Consider the following 22,742-nt stretch of genomic DNA (forward strand, 5'->3'; position numbering starts at 1 on the left):
GCATCCATTTACGCAAAATACTCTCACAATTATGAATTATTAAAGCAACAGAATGTGTTAAAAAAAAATAGAGGTAAACAGTTTTTTTTCTCAATACCTAGTACGTCTTTTAATACATTTCACTCTTTCGTTTTTATTTATAACTATCTTTGTAAGATATCATTTATATCTATTATGGATTTCAAGATTACCTCAGCATATAAACCCACCGGAGACCAGCCCACAGCCATAAAAGCGTTAGTGGAAGGTATCAATGGTGAGATTCCTCATCAAACACTCTTAGGAGTTACAGGATCAGGAAAAACTTTTACAATAGCTAATGTTATACAAGAGGTTCAAAAACCGACATTAATACTTAGCCACAATAAAACTCTGGCAGCTCAGCTATATAGCGAGTTCAAAGGTTTTTTTCCTGAGAATTCTGTGGAATATTTTGTATCGTACTACGATTACTATCAACCCGAAGCATACATTCCTTCAACCAATACATACATAGAAAAAGACCTCTCTATTAATGACGAAATAGAGAAATTACGATTGGCCACCACATCTGCCCTACTATCGGGACGAAAGGATGTAATCGTTATATCGTCTGTATCTTGCTTGTATGGTATGGGAAATCCTGAGGATTTTGCGAATAACACTATACTTATCGAGAAAGGCAAGAAGCTAGTTAGAGATAAATTTCTACGAGATTTAGTTGCTTGTTTATACTCAAGAAATGAAGTAGAGTTTTCGCATGGTAATTTTAGGGTAAAAGGTGACACTGTTGATATATTTCTGGCATATGCCGAAATAATTATTCGTGTTATGTTTTGGGACGATGAGATAGAAAGCATTGAAAGCATAGACCCTTTGACAGGAGCCAGAATAGAACGATTTGAAGAATACCGTATCTATCCTGCTAACTTGTTCGTTACAACAAAGGAAAGAATACACAGGGCAATAGATGAAATATCAATAGACCTTGGTAAACAAGTTGATTTCTTTCAATCGATAGGTAAACCTTTGGAGGCTAAACGTCTTTACGAAAGGGTAACCTACGATTTAGAAATGATTCGCGAAATAGGACACTGCTCCGGAATAGAAAACTATTCGCGCTATTTTGACAATCGTCCTCCCGGTACACGTCCTTTCTGCCTTTTAGACTTCTTCCCCGACGATTATCTGGTAGTAATAGACGAAAGTCACGTTACACTACCTCAGATACGTGCCATGTATGGAGGCGACCATTCGCGAAAAGAAAATCTAGTCGAATATGGTTTTCGTTTACCTGCTGCTATTGACAACAGACCTTTGAAATTTGAAGAATTTGAATCGCTTGTAAAACAGATTATATATGTAAGTGCAACTCCTGCCGACTACGAATTGATTCAATCGGAAGGCGTAGTTGTTGAACAGTTGATACGACCTACGGGATTATTAGATCCGCCAATTGATATTCGTCCAAGTCTCAATCAGATTGATGATTTAATGGAGGAAATACAGATACGGGTAGATAAGGACGAACGTACGTTGGTAACAACACTTACTAAACGCATGGCCGAAGAGCTTACTACTTATCTGGCTAACAACGGTGTAAAATGTAACTATATCCACTCGGATGTAGACACCTTAGATCGTGTTCAGATTATGGACGATCTCCGCAGCGGAGTATTCGATGTGCTGATAGGTGTCAACTTGCTTCGTGAAGGGCTCGATCTACCCGAAGTATCGCTGGTAGCCATTCTGGATGCAGATAAGGAAGGCTTTCTTCGATCTCATAGATCTTTAACTCAGACAGTGGGACGTGCTGCCCGTAATGTGAATGGAAAAGTTATTTTTTATGCTGACAAGATTACGAATAGCATGCAGCTAACGATAGACGAAACAAATCGTCGTCGAGAGATTCAGTTGGCTTACAATGAAAAGCATGGAATCACTCCACAGCAAATCAAGAAAGCAAGAGGATCAGCATTGGGAGGCAAAGGAACAGACAACGAGCCTAAACCATATATTGAACCAACTCATATGAATATCGCAGCAGAAACAAAAGCCGGCTATATATCAGAAACCGATTTGAAGGCTGCTATTGCTAAAACAAAAAAGCACATGACAGAAGCTGCTAAAAAGCTTGATTTCCTCGAAGCTGCTCAATATAGAGATGAAATTATTCAGTTAGAAGATTTACTAAAATCTCACAGCAAGAAATAAAGCATATTTCCAGAAGACATTTTAAAGAGGCTATCCAAAAGGATGCAGCCTCTTTTTTGTGCTATTATCATTTAATGGTAATCTCTAAAACCAAAAAGTGACTATACCTTTTATTAGTATAGTCACTTTATATTTCTTTGCGTATTTATACGTCAAAATTACTTATTCAGCATCTTCATGCACTTTCACTTCATAGCCTAATTTTTCGATCGCTTTTTGAAGCTTCTCCTGATCGGTTTTGTTTGCCTGATAAACAACCATCACCGTTTTTCCAGGAAGATCTACTTTCATATCGCTGACACCTTTTTCGAAAGCAATATTTTTTTCAATCTTTTTCTTGCAGTTATCGCACGTCATAGACACATCAAATGTGATCTCTTTCTTCTCATTCTTCTTCTCTTTCTTATCCTGAGCATAAGTACTAAAGCTCAGAGATACCAGACACAACATAACGATTAAAACAATTTTTGATTTCATATTTCTAAGGATATTTATGTTAAACAATTATTTACCAATAGTATATCTAAATCCAAGATAAAAGCGGCGTCCTTGTGTTGGCCCCCATGCCATAGTAGCATCAAAATCGGGACTGAATGGGTTGTCTGCCGAAATTATCGGATTGTCCTGAATAAAATCTGTAAGATTCTCACCACCTAGGTACACACTCCAAGTTCGGAAAAATTTTGTAACCTGAGCATTCATTATCACAAAAGATTTGAATCTCTTGTCCCAAAGTGGAGTCTCAGCATCAGGCAAAGGCATTCTACCTCCCCCATTGAATTGCGATGTTAGATCAAATTGCCATTTTCTCAATGGAGTTTCGTAAGAAGCGGTTAGCAAAGCTTTATAATCACTCACTAAAGGCTTTTGCATTTCTATCCCTCCATAATTCACTTTAGTATTCATCCATCGGTACGAAGCCAATACATTAAATCCTCTGAACACGGGATATGTAGCTTCAAGCTGAATTACATGTGCATGCGATTTCCCATCAAGATTATAGAAACTAACAGCACGTGGATCAGAATCCATATCCATTACCACTTGTCGCGAAAAATCGGTATAGAACCATTCAGCCGAAAGAGTAAGTTCTTCGCCTTTAATCGGGATATGATACGTTCCACTTACACCATAATTCCATGCACTTTCTTGTTTCAAGTTATCCGCAATATTCAATGTTCTGCTACTAGCCAGCAGGTAACTATTTTCAGCTAAAGCAAATACCGAGCGATATCCTTTTCCTGCTGAGACTCTGAAATAAAGAGAAGAGTTCAGGTCATACTTCACATGTAGACGAGGTGTAACAAACCAATCATGAAGCGAGCTATAATCAGCCCTTAATCCGGCTAATACCGTAAACTTATCGTAATTAAATGTGTATTGACCGTAAGCTCCCGAGACTGCTTCCCTATCAGGCTGCTTACCCGAAACTAACTGAGGAATATCATAAGATTGTCCAAAATTATCCCAATTGTAACTCAAACCTGTACTGATTTTATGCATAGGTGAAAAATCTTTCTCATACATCAACGATGCATAAGCATTGCTCTCATAAAGATTGTAAATACTTTTGGCATAACGCGATTTTTGATCGTGATAAGATCCTGAAACGATTAGTGCTATACTTTCGTTTTTATCTGGATTTAAGACATAACCGTTTTTCGTAAAGAACTCAGCTCGGTTGGTAAAAATAGAAATCTTATACGGATCATGCATACTTTCGCTATTCATTGTATGGTCATCCTGTCCACTAAAACGCTCATCATTCAGAAACTTAATTCCTGTTTGAGAAATCAGTCTATCCTTTTGATAATGCCATCTATTCATCATATTGAATTGATGCTTCTTTGGCATATCAAGGAAACCATCATTATTGACATCATGACTTGTTTTCTCATTCGAATAGTGAAGAAAAATTCCCGTAGACAGATTCTCGTTTACTGTGATGGCTGCATCTGCATTACCCTCAACACGCCCCACATCTCCCAAGAATAAATTAAGACTCAAAGGATCAGCTGTTGTAGGTTTCTTATAATCTACGTTTACCTGCCCCGATATAGATTCAAATCCATTCTTAACAGAGGCTGCTCCTTTTGATATTTGTACTCCTTCCATCCAAGGACCGGGTATATAATCGAGACCATATACTTTAGCTGCTCCTCTAAAGTTAGGGAAATTCTCTGTCATTATCTGAACATACTGACCTGATATACCGAGTAATTGAATTTGCTTGGCTCCTGTTACCGCATCACTAAAAACGACATCCACAGATGGATTAGTTTCGAAACTCTCTCCCAGATTACAACACGCTGCACGAGTCAATTCCTTTACTGTCAACTTCTCGGTCTTGAGTAAATCAGTACGTGAGCTTATACGCCCCGATACAGATTTGGTTACTACTACCTCACCCAATTCTGTATTTTCTTTTAGAATTATATTTTGAAGATCTGTGAAGCTATTTATATGAGTCACATTTTCGGCATACCCAATATAAGCGATATGCAACATATGATCTTTATGAGGTGTACCATCTATTTCGAAATAGCCATTCTCGTCCGTAACAACACCTTTCTTAGCATTCTCCCAATGCACCTGAGCCCCTATAATCGGGCTATTATCTGTTGCATATACATATCCTTTGAGCTTTTGAGCTGCAAAAGTAAAAATAGGTATAAAGAATAATAATATTATAAGTTTAAATTTTCCCATTAAATTTTCATTTATTTGATAGGATCTCAGATCCTTTTTATTGTTTTGATAAGTAAAACAACCATAATTGGTTATGATACAAAATAGCGGCAGTACGAGATAACTAAGTTATCTGTACAACAAAATTTTGCTTTACAAACAATAAAATCAAATAATGAGAACTCTGATCAGACTCAGATAGTTTCGGGGAGGGATAGGTATAGGATCTCGTGCTTCTGCAATCAGCAAAGGCTCGTTATTATCAGCTATTAAAAGAAAGTTGCTGATAAAAGAAGGAACCAATGTCCAAACCATTGAATGTAGAAGATTGGCTTGCTTTACTGTATAATTGATGTCAATAGAGACACGTTTAGCTTCGCAGCATTTGTCGGTATGCTCGCTTACGCACAATGAGCCATCTTCTGAATGACTGTTTTGCGAACAGCATGAAGGAACTTCTGCCTTCATTTCTGTTTTCATACAATCGCCTTTATGAACATTAAGAGACATAACCTGCTCGATACATCTCGAACAGCAAAGATCTACAACAGTTACTCCAGCTCCAACAAAAAATACAATTGCAGCCAGAAACAAAACTAATATGTTACGATATTTCATCTCCATATTCCATTGCAAATATATGGATTCGCTCCTATTATAACAAAAGAATAGTAATTGTTTAGTATTTTTTATTCATATATTTGCAAAAAATATTTACACTTAGATAGCCATATATTATGAAGGTCTTCCAGAATTTATTTGCCATTTTTATTTTGTGTGCCCTTGTATCGTGTTCTGATAAAGGACCCAAATTTGTTATTGAGGGAAAGATATCTGACACAGCAGATACAACAATGCTTTATTTAGAAAAGCGTGAATTGAGCCAGATAACTCTACTCGATTCTGTGAAACTTGGCACTAAAGGTGAATTCAAATTTAAAGGGACATCTACTCCCTACCCCGAGTTTTATGTACTACGTCTCAACGGACAAGTTATTAATTTGGTTATCGATTCAACTGAAACTATTAAAGTAAATGCTTCGGCGGGAACCTTCGGAACTGAATATACCGTAGAAGGTTCTGAATATAATTTACAATTAAAAGCTATCACCTTAGCTCAATACAAAGCGACTCAGGCACTGGACGATCTTCAAAAAAGATTTGCTAATAAAGAAATTCAGGAACAAGAATACTTCGATCAAATACAGATTATAGCTTCTGAATATAAAGATACTGCCTTGAAGATTATATTTGCAGACACTAAAAATCCTGCATCTTACTTTGCTTTGTTCCAAAAGGTAAGAGGTTATTTATTTTTCGATCCTTACGATAAGTCAGATTATAAGCCTTTTGCAGCAGTAGCAACAGCATGGGATATGTATTATCCTAATTCGCCACGAGCTAAACATCTTCACGACTATACTTTGAATGCTATAAAAGTACGCAGACAAAGCGAAAAGCAACCTTTTGACATAAATAATGCTAACGAGATTGACGCTGCTAAATATTACAACATAGAATTACCTGATGTAAACGGTACTCTTGTAAGTTTAACTTCACTCAAAGGAAAAGTGGTTTTACTAGACTTCACAGTATACCAATCTGAAAAGTCACCCGAACATAATATTGTATTAAACAGATTATACAATAAATTCAAACCGAATCTCGAAATATATCAAGTTTCGTTCGATACCGATGTTCATGTATGGAAAAATTCAGCACTCAATATACCTTGGGTTGCTGTACACGAAAAAAACTCTTTAAACTCCGATCTGGTTGCCAGATTCAACATACAAGCATTACCTGCCTTACTATTAATTAATCGTAATGGTGAAATTGTAAAACGCTTAGTACCAGGAGAAAATATAGAAACTGAAATCCAAAAATTATTATAATTATGTGATAGGATTTTGTTTTGTCCGAAATTTAAGTATATATTTGCATCAAGCATAAAAAGAAAAGGAGTTCTGGTCTATACGACAAGGATTCTTTTTCTTTTTATCTCTTATAAAAAGTACTAATCTTTAATTAACATTTTGCTATGGCTGTTACTTACATGACCGCAGAAGGTTACGACAAGTTGAGAGAAGACATCAACTTATTGGAAACAGTGGAAAGACCTAAAATCTCAAAACAAATTGGAGAGGCTCGCGATAAAGGCGATCTTTCCGAAAATGCTGAATACGATGCAGCAAAAGAAGCTCAAGGTTTACTTGAGGCTAAAATAGGACAACTTAAAAATCTATTGGCTAACGCTAGACTAATAGACAAGAGTTCTATTGGCATAGACTCTGTACAGATTCTAAATAAGGTTACAATAAAAAACACAAAAAACAATCAGCAAATGACATATATGCTGGTTGCAGAAAGTGAAGCTAATCTTAAGGAAAATAAAATTGCTATAAACACACCGATAGCTCAAGGTTTAATGGGCAAAAAAGTAGGTGAGATTGCAGAAATAAAAGTTCCTAATGGGATAGTATCTTTTGAAATTATTGATATATCTATTTAAAAAAGAAGAAAAATGTCGACTATTTTCAGTAAAATAATAAAAGGAGAGATACCATGTTATAAGATTGCCGAAAACGACAATTTCTTTGCTTTTTTAGACATCAGACCGATGGCTAAAGGACATGTATTGGTTATACCGAAACATGAAACAGATTATTTATTCGATTTGGACGATCAGATATTATCTCAGATGATTGTATACAGCAAAAAAATTGCCAAAGCCATACAAAAGGCTGTGCCTTGTAAACGAATAGGACTTATGGTTATAGGAATGGAAGTTCCCCATGCACACATACATTTAATACCGATCAATGCCGAAAAGGATATGAATCTGTCTAATCCAAGACTAAAGTTATCTGAAGACGAATTCCAACAAATCACTAAAGACATTACATCTGAATTAGAAAATATCTAGGTCAGAAATTTCCACAAATAACTAGAGAGTAAGCACAAGTGCCTACTCTTTTTTCTTTTAGAACCAGTCCAATACTACTCATCCGGAATAGACACTCCTTCCTTATCTGTAAATATCTTTAACTGAAACTGTATAATTATTTTACACTCTATACATACATTCTCATCATAGAGTACTATTAACCAATAGACTATATCTTTGGCACGGGTTTAGTAGACTTTTCAATGAACGTTTTTATCCAAAAATATCATGAAAGCTATATTCCGCAATTTTCTGCATGTTATAAAACGCTTTAAGACAGCATCAGTACTGAATATACTGGGATTATCTGCCGCGCTTGTAGTATTTACTATTTGTGCGATACAGACCTATTATGACTTGACGTTTAACCATAGTCTAAAAAATGGGAACAGGCTATATCAACTTTCAATTTATCAAGATACTAACTATGGAAGATGGTCAAATTTTGATATGTATTATAAGTACTCGGAAATTATTAGGCTCAATCAACCAATGTTTAATACTTCTAATATGGTGAGGGTTCTCAAAGCTTCCGACTTAAGTGTAAAATATAAAAAGGATGGGGAACAATTTAATACAAAAGTATCTGTAACCAATGCAGAACCGCAGTTTTTAGATATTATTGGATTGGATATTATTGAGGGGGATGGTTATAGTGCATTGGCAGATATAAACAAGGTACTTATCAGCGAGAAAACAGCTAAACGACTTTTTGGGGAGAAGAGTCCTATAGGTGAACTTATATCTATTTCAATGGCTAGAACTCATATCACAGAAGAAGGGGTAAGCAGTTCACGCGAAGATGTAGTAATGCCTGTATCTGCGGTTTACAAAGATTTTCCAACAAATACAAGCTTCGACAATGGAATATTTACTCGTCTGGAGCCAAACAGATTCGAGTTATTTACCTCCGAAGGTGGTAGTATTCAAATGGATGGCAACTTTGCAACATTCTATTTATTAGATAACAATCAAGAATTAGCCGATCTGAAAAATATTTTAACCGATAAAAGGCTGCTTGATTTGATTTACTTAAATCCTCCCCGAAGAGAAGAAATCAAAAATGCGGAAGGACAAGGTGAACTCGAAGTTATAAAAAAAGGCTTAAACCTCACTCCTTTATCTAACATACATATAAGTAACCCTGAAACTGTACCACAAAAAGCTAAAAGTTGGTCGAGTATTCTGGCACTCATGGCTATAGGTATAATAACATTATTGATAGCGTATATCAACTTTATGAATTTTATTACAGCAATGGCTCCTATGCGGATACGATCTATTAATATTCAGAAAATATTAGGAGCAAGACGTGTTACACTTGGTATTTCAATTCTCTTAGAAACTTTGATATTTACATTCTTTTCTTTTGCTATAGCACTGCTGGTGATTTACTATATTAACAGCAGTATTATTGCAGAGTTTTTCACAGCCAGTTTGTTACTCAAAGATAATGTGGGTATCCTTGTTGCACTAGGTGTTATTCTTACGATAGTAAGTACGCTAGTAGCACTTTATCCATCGTTCTATTTGACTTCCTTTAACCCTGTAGCCAGCTATGGAGGAGCAGGAGTAGGAAAGGATGGTAAACGATTAAGGAATGTACTAACTACTATACAATTTGTAGCCGCAAGCATACTAATACTAGTTACACTATTTATAAAATTGCAACACGAATATTTCAAGTCATATAATTTAGGTCTAAATACTGAGAATATATTAGTTGTCAACAATAGCAATTTAGATCTGGAGCCTTTATTAAATGATGTTTATCCTTATATGAAAGCAACTACAGGAGTAAACGGAATTGTAAATAGTACAGCCAGCAGTTTTCGTTTAGGTTTGGGAGTCCCGAGGTATGGACTAATGGTAGAAGATAAACAAGTCATGTATTCTGTTATTGAAGGGTCTAAAAACTTCTTAGACTTCTTTGGCGTAGACATAGTAGAGGGAAAGAAAAATATCGATAATAAGGATAAAGAAAAAATAGAGGTAGTAAATCAAAAAATGATGAATCAATATGGAAGTGAGATTGTTGAAAACCATGTAACCAAGGGAAGTTCTGTTGTAGTCAGTGATTTTAATTTTATGCCTCTCCGCGAAGATATATCCTCTTTAAATATCGTATTGTACGATAATTCTAAATATTCGAACATATACTTTAAGGTAAACGGTAAGGGTATAGATCAATCGATCAAACATCTGGAAACTACGTGGAAGAAATTTACTACAGCTCCTTTCGAATATTATTTTATGGATGAGTTAGTAGATGGTCTTTACAAGCAGGAAAGTAATTTGGCCTCTCTACTATCCATATTCTCTGTAACCGCAATCCTTATAGCTATTATGGGTGTTTATGGCCTGGTCTCCTTCAATTCAAAATACAGAGCCAAAGAAATAGCTATCCGCAAAGTACAAGGTTCTACTATTCAGCAGATCATGCTATTGCTAAACAAAGGTATGTTAACACAATTTGTTATAGCGTTTGTCATTGCCATGCCAATAGCCTATTACATTGTTAGTAAATGGCTTGAGCAGTTTGCGTATAAGACTCCGATATATTGGTGGGTGTTTCTGCTAGGAGCATTGATTGTACTACTGATAACTGTTTTGACAGTAAGTGTACAAAGCTATCGTGCCGCCAGTTCAAACCCAATCGGAGCTTTGAAAAATGAGTAAAAAAAGTCTAATCTACAATGAAAGCACAAAAGAGTAAGCATTACTGCCTACTCTTTTTTCTTTCTCCTATCAGAAGTCGCATATTGCTCTCGCATGAAAATTATAGCTCTTATCCTGCGGAAAACGTTCTCCATTTCCAAAATGTAAAACTAATGCTTTCGACTCGTCATACTCAGTTGATGAGACATATACCCCACTCCCCAGATTGTCACTTCGGAGCATAGTAGATAATACATGATTCAAAATTTCTTTTTGCTTATATATCATAAACAACTCATTAATAGCCGGAAGATACCAACCTTTACCCTTATTTAAACACCAACTGAGAGCTTTATATTGAGATAAAGAGCTAACTTTTTTACTTAAAATGACTTTATTACTAGCGCCACTTATTCTACTTTTTGCTCCCGTTTCGAAGAAAGGTCCCCATTCCAGATCAATAGCCTCATCTAGTGATACCATTTTGCCATGCACTCCTTTATTATCGATGATGCTAAATACAACACCGATAGCCGACAGAGGGTCATCTGGAATGGGATAATAATCGCCCACTTTATAGACCCTTTCAGATACTGCACCTACATTATCCGATCCGCAATTTTTAGTTCTCGGATATTCTTCCGCTTCTACATGTAAGCCCGAATTATCAACAACTATATTGCACGTATACTGCATGCTAACCTCTACATTAACATCATACTTTGTTAGATAAGAATACTCCTTCGTTCCTATCCTTAATTTAAAAATAGGTGTATTAGCCAGTATAGTTTGGGGGATCAGTATAGCTTCTAAGGTATAATTAAACCCAGCAGGCACCTTTTTCTTTCTTATAGGTTTTATATTACTTATATCATCAGATCCGAATAAAACTCCGGTACGTAGATTTATATTTGTAGAGGTTGCGACATTCGTGATTTCAAAATCAATATTTTCGGAATTCAAAAGTCCAAATGTTTTTATATTAATTACAATTTTTGAAAACTTTGTCTTAAACGGAAGATTTATCTCATTTGAAGATGTTCCCTTACTATTGGTATTTGCATATAAAAAGTCACTAGCAATATAATTAGCCGAGTCTCTTTGATCCGAAGAAACTATTATATGATGATTAGTGAGGCTTGACTTAATATCTTTCCGATATGGAGCATAGGCATATATACTTACATTTTGGTTCTCCAGATCTTTGTGGCAGATCTCACTTGAATCAGCGAGTAAATACAAGCCTTCTTTATTTTCGTACTTCAGATTAATACACGATGTTGAAGAACTTTCACTCTCCATATACACACCTATGGGCATAGAGTCACCCTCTTCATCCGGAAAATCAGCTTTAAAATGAGCTAAAGAAGCCAATTGTTGTAAACTCATTTGTTTTCTACTTTCGCAAGCCGCAGATAGTAAAATAAGTAGGAACACAGCAATACAAGAATAATAAATCGTAATGTTTTTCATATAGGCACACCAATTAGCACAAAGTTTATTTAAAACTCAATATTTAATATTCAACAATTTTATTCAATATAAATTGCTAGCTAATGTGCTTCAAAAGTGAGGGATAAACTTATTTTCGGCTTAATGCATTATTTTAAACAATAATTCGCGTAGAAGTTCTCCATCTGGAGTCGAGGGATTATCTACACCCTTGCATTTTGCATCATAAGTTCTTAAAAGTGACATGATTTCCATAGTCTTAAATGCATTGTAGCTCTTAAGCGCCAATACATAATCTTTCGCTTGATAACTGTTTCTAAAACCTAATTCGGCAGCAATACCATTCTCCGATTTGTCTTTTGCCCAATAACAAATCATCAGATTACTAAAGAAATTAAATAACACTACAAGCGTAACAATCAAAGGATTGTTCTTTGGATTCTTCTCGAAATAGTCTGCGATCTGATTCGCTTTAAACGTATTCTTTTCGACAACTGCTTTCAGTAATTCATAATTATTGAAATCCTTACTTATTCCAATATTATACTCAATCAGCTCTGCAGTAATACGTTTTTCGGAAGGAGGTATTGATAACAATAACTTTTCGATCTCATTTACAACCTTACTCAGGTCGTTTCCTAGATAATCGGTCAACATCTGAGCCGATTTCTGATCTATACCCAAACCTTTTGTACTTATAAAGGAGGTTATAAAAGCAGGCATTTTATAATCGGGAATCTTTTTTGATTCAAAGACAACTCCACATTTCTCTATACTTGCATAGAGTTTTTTACGTTTGTCTATCGTTCCATTTTTATAATTCAATACCAATATGGTACTGCTCAAGGGATTTTTTAGATATATCTCCAAATCCTCGATCTTTTTTAGCGACTGTGCCTCTTTGACTACAATTAGTTGATGATCGGACATCATAGGAAAACTACGAGCCAACGTTATTACTGTTGCCACATCGGTTTCTGATCCGTATAATATGGTTTGATTAAAATCGCGTTCCGTCTCTGGGATTACTTTATCCAACAGACAGTTCGTGAGATCATCAATGTAATAAGATTCATCACCCATCAAAAGGTAGATGGGGTGAAACTTACGTGATACTATATCTTTTTTTATTTGCTCGAATGACATCTTTTATCAAAAATCTTCGAAACGAAGATGTTTTACTGTAGAACCGTTATTTATTAATGTAGTCAAAGCTTTGATTCCGATCATTACATGCTCGTTCACAAAATTTTGAGTAACTACACTGTCACTTTTCTCAGTTTTTACTCCGTCCGAAATCATGGGCTGGTCAGACACCAAAAGTAAAGCCCCTGTGGGTATTCCATTTGCAAAACCGCAAGTAAATAGTGTTGCAGTTTCCATATCTACAGCCATAGCTCTTATCGAACGCAGATATTCTTTGAATTTATCATCATGCTCCCATACACGGCGATTGGTAGTATATACTGTTCCTGTCCAATAATCTTTATTGAAATCGCGAATATTAGATGATAGCGAACGAAGCAAATTAAATGCTGGTAATGAAGGAACTTCGGGTGGAAAGTAGTCGTTAGATGTACCTTCTCCTCTGATAGCTGCAATAGGTAGAATATAATCTCCTAATTGATTGTGCTTTTTCAAACCTCCACATTTGCCGAGAAACAATACTGCTTTGGGTTCTACTGCACTTAACAAATCCATCACCGTTGCAGCATTGGCACTACCCATACCAAAATTAATAATCGTAATTCCATTTGCCGAAGCATTAGGCATATTACCATCTAATCCTAATATAGGAACATTAAAGTGATTGGCGAATATCTCAACATACTTCGAGAAATTAGTCAATAAAATATGTTTTGTGAACTGTTCTAACGGGCGTTTAGTGTACCGAGGTAACCAATTGTCTACAATTTCTTGTTTAGTCTTCATAATAAACCTATTTTTGTTTTATACAAAGAAGCCTTATTTCCTCTTCGGAAACCATTTCTTCTTCTGGTGTTATTACTAAACAAAGATAGCAAAAATGTTAGAACTAAATTTACCTCAATATGATCCAAAAATAAAAAAAACGGATAAATTATATATATGGGATCAAATTCGTTCTAAGTATGTGGCTCTTACACCTGAAGAATGGGTGAGGCAACATTTTATTAACTATTTGATAACAGAAAAACAATATCCATCTTCTCTCATTGCTAATGAGACTCAGATATCTCTCAACAATCAGCGTAAAAGATGCGACTCAGTGGTTTATGATAATCATTTGAATCCTTTAGTGATTGTAGAGTATAAATCTCCTAATGTAAAGATTACCCAAGAGGTATTTGATCAGATTGCCCGATACAACATTGTTCTCAAAGTGAAATACCTTATCATATCAAACGGATTGGAGCATTATTGTTGCTGTATAGATTATGAGAATCTCGGTTATGAGTACCTCCCCGATATTCCGTTGTATTCAGCATTAAATAAGAACGGTTAATAACAAAAATGAGGATAGCCATTGTTTATGGCTACCCTCATAGTATATATCCAATTTTGAATGGCTTAATCTAGAGGAAGTAGTGTACTCACCCCTATTCTATTCCACCCATTAATAGTTACAATTGCCATAATTACTTCAGCTAATTTTTCTTTGCCTAGCAAGGCTTCTGCTTGTTGATATGTTTCCTCAGAAACTCCGCCTTCACTTATTAAAGTTATCTCCTCTGTTAGAGTCAGAATAATTCTTTCTGTTTCTGTATATAACTCCGTTTCATGCCAAACGTTTAACAGGTAGATACGTTGTTCTGTTTCGCCAAGCTTACGAGCGTCCCTTGTATGCATATTGAGACAAAAGGCACACCCATTGAGTTGAGATGCACGAATCTTAATCAACTCTTTCTCGATAGGAGATAAAGTTGTTGTATGCAAATATGCCTCTAATTTTAGCATTACTTTGTATGCTTCGGGAGCTACTTCGTGTATTTTTATTCTTTTCGATTCCATAATTCTTTGTTTATTAATGATAAACAAAACTACATCAATTATGTTTCAATAAAATTAAACTGGTTTAAGAAAATCTAATAGTATAAGCTTTTAATAAAAAACAAAAGAAGAGGCTACCTTAAAGGTAACCTCTTCTTATTTTCAGATAGAAAATCTATTTCTTATTTAACTGAAACCGGTCTGTCAGCTTTATCTACGCCAAAAGTTTTTGAAGGTTGAGGACCCATTTCAAATTCTAAAGTACCACCTGCAATTACATCTCTGTGGTTGATATACGATTTAGTATAAGGTTTGCCATTCAGCTTAGCACTTTGAATGTATTTATTCTCTGCATTATTGTTTTTAGCAATCACTGTAAATGTTTTGCCTCCACCCAATTTTATGGTTGCTTCTTTCATCTGTGGGCTGCCAAATATATAGTCGCCACCAGCGGGAGCCATAGGATAGAATCCAAGTGCCGAAAGGATATACCATGATGACATTTGACCAACATCTTCGTTTCCACTGATTCCAGCAGGTTTGTCAAAATAAAGAGTAGTCAATACCTCACGTACCTTCTCAGCAGTTTTCCATTGTTGTCCTACAAATGGGTACAGATATAGAACATGGTGACTAGGCTCATTTCCATGTGCGTATTGTCCAATAAGACCGCTAATATCAGGAGAAGCTTCTGCTCCTAGATCACCTTCGATAGTAAATAATGAATCAAGTTTTGTTATGAAAGCTTCTTCGCTTCCAAACAAACTAATAAGACCATTTACATCGTGAGGAACCAACCAAGTATATTGCCAAGCATTACCTTCTGTATAATCATCCTCGCGGTGAGTAGAATGCAATGGATCGAATGGTACACGGAATGTTCCGGTAGAAGAAAGACCTCTCATAAACTGAGTCTCTTTGTCAAAGTAATGTTTATATGACTCGCTTCTTTTGATGAAATAATCATAATCTTCGGTCTTACCCATTTCTTTTGCAACCTGAGCAATACACCAGTCTGCTATTGCATATTCGAGACCTTTAGCTACCGATTCGAAAGTTTTTTCCTTATCGTAAGGTATATAGCCATATTCTTTCAACCAATTAAGACCTCTTTCGTCTAACATAGCAGAAGTTTTCATAGCTTCGAAAGCAGCTTCTTTATCAGCATCAGCAACAAAACCTTTTAAGAACAAATCTCCCATAACAATGATACCTGGGTTACCCACCATACAGTCGGTTTCGTTAGACATCAAGTGCCATACAGGTAGTTTTCCTTGTTGTTTAAAAATTTGTAAGAAAGTTTTAGCTACATCTGTTGCCAACTCAGGATGGATAATTGTTTGCAACGGTTGAGCTGCACGATATGTATCCCACAATGAGAAGGTTGTATAGTTTGTGAAGTCGTTATTTGTATGAACTTTCTTGTCCGTTCCCCAATAGTCGCCATTTACATCAGCAAATACTGATGGTGCTACCATAGAGTGGTACATAGCTGTATAGAAGTTACGAAGATCGGTTTTGCTATCCGACTTCACGACTATTTTATTCAACTCTTCATTCCATGCTTTATCTGCATTTGCAACTGTTTGATCAAAATCCCATCCAGTAAGCTCAGCTTCCATGTTTTTCTTTGCGTTTTCAACACTTACAGGAGATAGAGCCACTTTAGCGTACACTTTTTCTCCGGCTTTTGTTCCATCAAAAAATACTTGACCATAGATTTTACGCATTGGAGTTTTTGAACCTTCGTATACAGCGGTAGTATCCGAGATTGTAAACTTAGATATTGGTTTTGAAAATACTGCTGTAAAATAGATACGTTGGTCATTTGCCCATCCTTTAGAAAAACGGTAACCCGAAATTACGCTATCATTTTCTTGAACCAAAGCACCATCAACAGGCATATCCCATCCGATACCATGTTCTAGATCGATGATAACTTTAGGGTCTGTCGATTCGGGGAATGTATATCTATGGAAACCTACTCGTTTAGTAGCTGTCAATTCTACATCAATATTGAATCTATCTAAATGGACAGAATAATATCCTGCTTTTGCAGTTTCTTTATCGTGAGAGAAGTAAGAGTAAATACCCGTAGATTCGTCAGGTAATGTACCTCTCGTTAATTTAACATCTCCTGTTGCAGGCATAAATGAAATATCACCCAAATCGCCGATACCTGTTCCGCTAAGGTGCATATGTCCGAAGCCAATGATAGTAGAATCGGAGATGTGATATCCCGAACACCAGTCCCAACCCTGACTATGTTGTGTTGGTCCTAGTTGAACCAATCCGAAAGGAACATTTGCTCCCATAAATACGTGTCCATGATCACCGGTTCCGATGTAAGGATCAACATATTGAGTCAGATTCTCTAGTTCTGCATCTTTTTGCCCTTTGTCGCTACAAGCAATTGCACCGAGCATCAAACCCATACAAAGACTCAAACCTAGAGCGTTTCTCATGATTTTTTTTGTTACCATACTTTAGTTAACTTATTTAAGATTTATGACAATGAAGGCCTTAGACCTATTTGTTACATTGGTAAGTATAAGCATTACTGCCAGTTTTCACTGAATAGTATTGGATTAAATACTCACTGTTAATTATAATATTTGTTCTTGTGTTGTTAGTCATAAAAATGGCAGTTAAACACCACTCTTTACTACTTCGTGTAAAAATAGCAATAATTTCTCAAAAGAGAATTACATACAATAGCCTCTCTTGAACTGAATCCTTAATTAAACTTTAGATTTAGGACTACTATCTCCGATATAGTACCTATACGATATTGAGGTCCTGCAAGTCCCAACCCCGAAGTAACATAGATATGTGTATTCTCTTTTTTCTTATATCCATGTCCCACTTCATATATTAGACTCATTATTAAATTATTTGGAAATAACTGTCCGTTATGTGTATGTCCATAAACTGCCAGATCTGCTTGCTCTGTCGATTCTTCCGATAATTGTTTAGGCTCGTGATTCATTACAATTACAGGTAGTTCTTTATCTACATGCTGCATTATATCCGATAATGACTTTCTTTTTGTGGCATGATCGTCCTCTCTACCTACAATATAGAATTTATCTGCCACCTTTATGGCAGTATCTCTCAGCATGGTCATACCTGTTTCAGAACCCAACCAAGCTATTTTTTCTTCACCATTCAATCGGTACTCATGATTGCCTGTCGATACATACACCCCATAAGGAGCTTTCAATCGACGAAACTCTTCATCCATCTTTTGATCTATTAGCGGGGGAAGATCGTAATCTATAATATCACCAACCAAAAGGATAACATCTGGCTTTTGCTCCATGATCTTATCCACATACATGCTTAAAACTTTTTTATCAATCAGATGACCTGCATGAACATCAGCAACCATCACTACCCGTAGGCTCTTAAGCCCATCCACTTTTTTGTCTACTTTCAGATCGAGTTCCGTTACAACAGGATGCCAGAAACGATAGTGACCATATGTCATAGATGAGATAATGACTATCAACGATATTATAATGTATCTTCTTTTTACGGAAACCCTTTGCAAATTCAATTTCTGAATTTTATCAAACTTCCGTCCCAGAAATTTTATAAGATCATAAATAAGTAAAAGAGCCGTAGTATATCCTATAAACACCATCCACGATGTACCAATCAATAAAATTGGTTTTAGTATCGCAGCCGGTAAGCTGACATTAAAAATGAGTCCTATCAAATACACTATAAGCTCTACTATAAACAATAAAGCATAAGGTATTCTATATACGTTTTTCTTTGGCAAAACCTGCCATCCTCGTATAAATACATATATATTCAGTATAATATGTACTATAAGTGCTTGATAGAAAAAAACTTTCATTTCGTTTTCACTTTAATTACTGTATATTCGGATTGTGTACCGATACGGAATTTTCCGCCCCAAAGCCCCATCCCCGAACTTACATAGACATTTGTATTCCCTTTCTTCAAATAACCATACGAATCTTCATAGATCATATCTGTTATAAGCGAAACAGGCCATATCTGTCCACGATGAGTATGTCCCGAGAATTGAATATCTACTCCATTATTTTCGGCTTCTTCCAGATTATAGGGTTGATGATCTAATAGAATAATCGGCTTCGACTTATCTAATGAATTGGTCAAAGCAGCCAATGGTTTACGATTAGGGTTTGACTTATCATCACGCCCCACCACATAAAACGTACTATCAATTAAAACAGCAGAATCTCTAATTAGTTTAATACCTGATTCTTCTATAAATTTAGCAGATGCCGCAGCCCCGCTTATATATTCATGATTGCCCATAACAGCATAGACTCCATACTTCGATCTTATCTTCCTCAAGTCCTCCGACATATTCTGAGCAATCAAAGGTCTTAGGCTACTATCTATAATATCTCCTGCAATCAGAACAATATCTGGATTCTCTTTATTTATCAGTTGCACCCATTGTTGAAGTTCGCTTTTTCCGATTCCATAACCTAAGTGCATATCACTAAGAGCTACTATTGTTAGAGAATCTCCGTCACCTATATTTTTAGCTATCTCAATAGGTAAGTCTACACGCTCCTTTATTCGATATTTTAGGTATCCGCATAACATCAACAAACCGATAAAGCCCACTGTAAGACCGAAGCTCAACCAATTATCTTTCGTATATTGATTCAGTGTATCTCTTGGTACAAGACGAGATGCACGTATCAAATCGGTTAGCAAATTGAATATCAAAAAATAAAGGAATATAAAGAACCATGATGTTCCGATTGTATATAATACCGAAGTTACCGAAACTGGAAAATGTTCTCCAGCCAGGAACAACAAGAAAATAGATCCGATTAATATTACAGCTATTCCGATTAGTAATGAGCGTGTTATTATATTCAGGGGAATAACAGTCCAAGCCCTATAAAAAACATAATAATTACCTGCTAAGAAAAGCAAAATAAAAACAATAAAAAAAAGATACCTCATAACTATTCTGAGCTTGGTTTTTAAAGTGAAATCCTATCTATAAGTGTGAATGTGTTATCTAAAACTATTTCAACCTAAAAGGCGTTTAATTAAAATGTAAAAAAAAGAGTAACTATAAGGTTACTCTTTCTATTTTAGAGGGAATAAGGATTATCTCCTACTCCCCAATGCGATAAAGATATAATATATAAGAGTTGCCAAAGAACCTAAAGCAGCTACAACATAAGTGTATGCAGCCCATTTCAGAGCATCTTTCGCTTTATCTTTATTAGAATCTCTTACAATACCCGCTGTATTAAGCCATACTAATGCACGATTACTTGCGTCTATTTCGACTGGCAATGTTACAAAACTAAAGATTGTAGTCATTGCAAACAAAGCTATACCTATCCATATTAATATAGGAAAAGTATTGATCATAAATATACCTGCCAATAATACCCACATAACCCATTTAGATGCAAAACTAACTGTTGGCACTAAAGCCGATCTTAATGTCAAAGGTCCATATGCCTTTGCATGCTGCACCGCATGACCACATTCGTGAGCTGCAACTGCTGCCGCTGCTACACTATTGCTATGATATACACCTTCACTCAGATTGACAGTCTTATTGCCCGGATTGTAATTATCAGTCAACATTCCTTGTGTAGAAACGACTTGCACATCATATATTCCATTATCGTGTAACATCTTCAATGCAACATCTCTACCAGTCAAACCGCTATCTAATGGTACTTTTGAGTATTTTTTAAATTTGCTTTGTAAAGTAGCCGAAACAATCCAGCCTCCTAAAGCAATTATACCGAATAAAATCCATCCGAAATACATAATCTTACTATTTTAATTAATAACCTTTTCTACCTTATAATTATCTTTATCAAAAGATATGCCAAAGATATACATATTAATTGTTTGTAAATTTGATAATTACTTAAAAAAGGCTAATCACGGATTACACGAAATACTGACGTTTAATAGTCTGATCGCGATCAGGACCTACTGACACTATGCTGATAGTAACATCTAATTCTTCTTCTAAGAAATTGACGTACTCTATGAACTCCTGAGGAAATTCTTCCTCACTCTGCATTTTTGTCATGTCAATATTCCAACCCGGAAGTTCTTTGTATATAGGTTTTACATTATCTCCAATTTCGAAAGGAAATTCTGTTGTTTGTTTACCATCAATTTCATAAGCCACACATGCCTTGATCGTTTTAAACGTATCAAGAACATCACTTTTCATCATAATCAACTGAGTTACCCCGTTTATCATAATAGCATAACGAAGTGCAACCAAGTCAATCCAGCCACAACGACGAGGACGTCCTGTAACCGAACCAAACTCAAAACCTAATTTACGAAGTTCATCGCCTGTTTCGTCAAATAACTCCGTTGGAAAAGGACCACTTCCTACTCTTGTACAGTATGCTTTAAAGATACCAAACACCTCTCCAATATTACTAGGAGAAATACCCAAGCCAATACAAGCTCCAGAAGATATTGTATTAGAAGAGGTAACAAATGGATAAGAACCAAAGTCAATATCCAACATAGTACCTTGAGCACCTTCTGCTAATACCGATTTATTTTTTGACAATGCATCATTTATATAATACTCACTGTCTACAAATGTAAATTCTTTTAATTTTTCGACACCACTAAACCATTCTTTCTCAACTTCAGCTAAAGAACTACAATCGAAATTATATTGATTCAAAATATCTAAATGTCGAGTTCTTACTTGTTGGTATTTCTCATCGAAGCCACACAAAAGATCTCCGACTCTCAGACCTCCACGACCTACCTTTTCGGTATATGTAGGACCAATGCCTTTACCTGTTGTACCTATCTTTGAATCACCTTTTGCTTTTTCATAACAAGCATCTAATAAACGATGTGTTGGTAAAATAAGATGAGCTTTTTTAGATATCAGCAAACGTTTAGTCAGATCGTGTCCTGATTTCTCCAAAGATTCAACTTCTCCTTTGAACAATGCAGGATCAAGAACAACACCATTACCTATGATATTGACTTTATCTCCTTGAAAGATTCCTGAAGGAACCGATCTTAAAACATACTTCTCTCCTTCGAATTCGAGCGTATGCCCAGCATTAGGTCCTCCCTGAAAACGGGCTACCACTTCATACTTCGGAGTCAATACGTCCACTATTTTGCCTTTACCTTCGTCACCCCATTGTAACCCCAGTAGTACATCTGCTTTCATTTCTTCTTATTGGTATTTATTTTATTTTCTTCTGTCTTTTTACTTTTCTTCTCCGCTTGCTGCCTCTCCTTTAAACACTTTGCACATGTACCATATATATACATACTATAATAAGCAATCTTAAACCTGGCAAACCTTTTTTGCTGAGTCTGAGTAAATGGATTGGCATTCTTATATTCTTTTACTTTTCCACAAGTTGTACAAATCAGGTGATCATGATTTTCGGCGCCGTATATACGTTCGTATTGAGAAATATTTTCTCCAAACTGATGCTTCACAAGCAAGCCACAGTCCAAAAGTAATTCGATTGTATTATACAACGTTGCTCTACTAACCCTGATACTCTGGGTGTTCATCGTTTGAAAAAGTGAGTCGACGTCAAAATGTCCTTTTGTGGAATAGATATGATCAAGTATGGCAAAACGTTCGGGTGTCTTGCGATGTTTATGCTGATTAAGGTATTCAGTAAACTTATTTAATACTTGTTCTTTTATCTTCTGATTATCCATTTTACCAGATCAAGAATAGCAAATATACGTTTTTTTTTGAAGAAGACACTTTTTATTGGAGGAAGAACTTTATATAAACAAAGAGGAACTATCTTTAATAGATAGCTCCTCAGTA

General features: G+C 35.7%; 19 protein-coding genes. 6 read left to right on the forward strand and 13 right to left on the reverse strand.

All coding sequences use genetic code 11. From position 1 onward, the window contains the following. Positions 1-174: 174 nt before the first annotated feature. Positions 175-2,193, forward strand: a complete 2,019-nt coding sequence (gene uvrB / locus HGC4_RS15385; RefSeq protein WP_050711023.1) for an excinuclease ABC subunit UvrB — start codon at positions 175-177, stop codon at positions 2,191-2,193. A gap of 162 nt (positions 2,194-2,355) precedes the next feature. Here uvrB and HGC4_RS15390 read toward each other — a convergent pair whose 3' ends face one another. The 3 genes from HGC4_RS15390 to HGC4_RS15400 form a co-directional block, all read right to left on the reverse strand. Then, positions 2,356-2,670, reverse strand: coding sequence for a heavy-metal-associated domain-containing protein (locus HGC4_RS15390; RefSeq protein ID WP_050711024.1), 315 nt, complete (start codon positions 2,668-2,670; stop codon positions 2,356-2,358). A gap of 27 nt (positions 2,671-2,697) precedes the next feature. Beyond that, the gene (locus HGC4_RS15395) at positions 2,698-4,902 is read right to left on the reverse strand and encodes a TonB-dependent receptor (RefSeq protein WP_050711025.1); all 2,205 of its coding nucleotides are present in this window, start codon (positions 4,900-4,902) and stop codon (positions 2,698-2,700) included. A 147-nt stretch (positions 4,903-5,049) separates the two neighbouring features. Then, positions 5,050-5,499, reverse strand: coding sequence for a hypothetical protein (locus HGC4_RS15400; protein WP_157258339.1), 450 nt, complete (start codon positions 5,497-5,499; stop codon positions 5,050-5,052). 119 nt (positions 5,500-5,618) lie between these two features. On the opposite strand from HGC4_RS15400, the gene HGC4_RS15405 reads away from it, so the two are divergent. The 4 genes from HGC4_RS15405 (at position 5,619) to HGC4_RS15420 (ending at position 10,507) form a co-directional block, all read left to right on the forward strand. Continuing rightward, the gene (locus tag HGC4_RS15405; RefSeq protein WP_050711027.1) at positions 5,619-6,776 is read left to right on the forward strand and encodes a DUF4369 domain-containing protein; all 1,158 of its coding nucleotides are present in this window, start codon (positions 5,619-5,621) and stop codon (positions 6,774-6,776) included. A 146-nt stretch (positions 6,777-6,922) separates the two neighbouring features. Next, on the forward strand, positions 6,923-7,393 hold the full coding sequence (gene greA / locus HGC4_RS15410; protein WP_050711028.1) for a transcription elongation factor GreA: 471 nt from the start codon (positions 6,923-6,925) through the stop codon (positions 7,391-7,393). 12 nt (positions 7,394-7,405) lie between these two features. Further along, positions 7,406-7,807: an HIT family protein gene (locus tag HGC4_RS15415; protein ID WP_050711029.1), complete on the forward strand. Its 402-nt coding sequence runs from the start codon at positions 7,406-7,408 to the stop codon at positions 7,805-7,807. 249 nt (positions 7,808-8,056) lie between these two features. Beyond that, positions 8,057-10,507, forward strand: a complete 2,451-nt coding sequence (locus HGC4_RS15420) for an ABC transporter permease (RefSeq protein ID WP_050711030.1) — start codon at positions 8,057-8,059, stop codon at positions 10,505-10,507. Between the two features lie 69 nt (positions 10,508-10,576). Here the strand turns inward: HGC4_RS15420 and HGC4_RS15425 are convergent, their stop codons facing one another. The 3 genes from HGC4_RS15425 to HGC4_RS15435 all read right to left on the reverse strand — a co-directional run bounded on the left by HGC4_RS15425 (position 10,577) and on the right by HGC4_RS15435 (position 13,870). Next, positions 10,577-11,959 carry a fimbrillin family protein gene (locus tag HGC4_RS15425; RefSeq protein ID WP_082204199.1) on the reverse strand — a complete coding sequence of 461 codons (1,383 nt, stop codon included), beginning with the start codon at positions 11,957-11,959 and terminating at the stop codon, positions 10,577-10,579. 120 nt (positions 11,960-12,079) lie between these two features. Next, complete coding sequence (gene holA, locus HGC4_RS15430; protein WP_050711032.1) at positions 12,080-13,084, reverse strand: DNA polymerase III subunit delta; 1,005 nt, start codon at positions 13,082-13,084, stop codon at positions 12,080-12,082. A gap of 6 nt (positions 13,085-13,090) precedes the next feature. Further along, positions 13,091-13,870 carry an AMP nucleosidase gene (locus HGC4_RS15435; RefSeq protein WP_050711033.1) on the reverse strand — a complete coding sequence of 260 codons (780 nt, stop codon included), beginning with the start codon at positions 13,868-13,870 and terminating at the stop codon, positions 13,091-13,093. A 94-nt stretch (positions 13,871-13,964) separates the two neighbouring features. Between HGC4_RS15435 and HGC4_RS15440 the strand changes: the two genes are divergently transcribed. Further along, entirely contained in the window at positions 13,965-14,423 is a 459-nt protein-coding gene (locus tag HGC4_RS15440; protein ID WP_050711034.1) for a type I restriction enzyme HsdR N-terminal domain-containing protein, read from the forward strand. A 65-nt stretch (positions 14,424-14,488) separates the two neighbouring features. Here the strand turns inward: HGC4_RS15440 and HGC4_RS15445 are convergent, their stop codons facing one another. The 7 genes from HGC4_RS15445 to HGC4_RS15475 form a co-directional block, all read right to left on the reverse strand. Continuing rightward, entirely contained in the window at positions 14,489-14,929 is a 441-nt protein-coding gene (locus HGC4_RS15445; protein WP_050711035.1) for a carboxymuconolactone decarboxylase family protein, read from the reverse strand. Between the two features lie 161 nt (positions 14,930-15,090). After that, positions 15,091-17,373: a GH92 family glycosyl hydrolase gene (locus tag HGC4_RS15450; protein WP_082204204.1), complete on the reverse strand. Its 2,283-nt coding sequence runs from the start codon at positions 17,371-17,373 to the stop codon at positions 15,091-15,093. Between the two features lie 272 nt (positions 17,374-17,645). Further along, a complete protein-coding gene (locus tag HGC4_RS15455; protein ID WP_050711037.1) occupies positions 17,646-18,773 on the reverse strand; it encodes a metallophosphoesterase in 1,128 nt (375 codons plus the stop codon). Further along, positions 18,770-19,888 (reverse strand): metallophosphoesterase, encoded by a 1,119-nt coding sequence (locus HGC4_RS15460; RefSeq protein ID WP_050711038.1) that lies wholly within the window; start codon positions 19,886-19,888, stop codon positions 18,770-18,772. Before HGC4_RS15460 ends, HGC4_RS15455 begins: the two co-directional genes overlap by 4 nt. 150 nt (positions 19,889-20,038) lie before the next feature. Then, positions 20,039-20,719, reverse strand: coding sequence for a zinc metallopeptidase (locus HGC4_RS15465; RefSeq protein WP_050711039.1), 681 nt, complete (start codon positions 20,717-20,719; stop codon positions 20,039-20,041). A gap of 124 nt (positions 20,720-20,843) precedes the next feature. After that, on the reverse strand, positions 20,844-22,118 hold the full coding sequence (locus HGC4_RS15470) for an adenylosuccinate synthase (protein WP_050711040.1): 1,275 nt from the start codon (positions 22,116-22,118) through the stop codon (positions 20,844-20,846). Beyond that, positions 22,115-22,627, reverse strand: a complete 513-nt coding sequence (locus tag HGC4_RS15475; protein ID WP_050711041.1) for a Fur family transcriptional regulator — start codon at positions 22,625-22,627, stop codon at positions 22,115-22,117. The genes HGC4_RS15470 and HGC4_RS15475 overlap by 4 nt, the downstream gene beginning before the upstream one ends. Positions 22,628-22,742 lie beyond the last annotated feature (115 nt).

This window comes from Dysgonomonas sp. HGC4 (genome assembly GCF_001261715.1).
Lineage (GTDB): Bacteria > Bacteroidota > Bacteroidia > Bacteroidales > Dysgonomonadaceae > Dysgonomonas_A.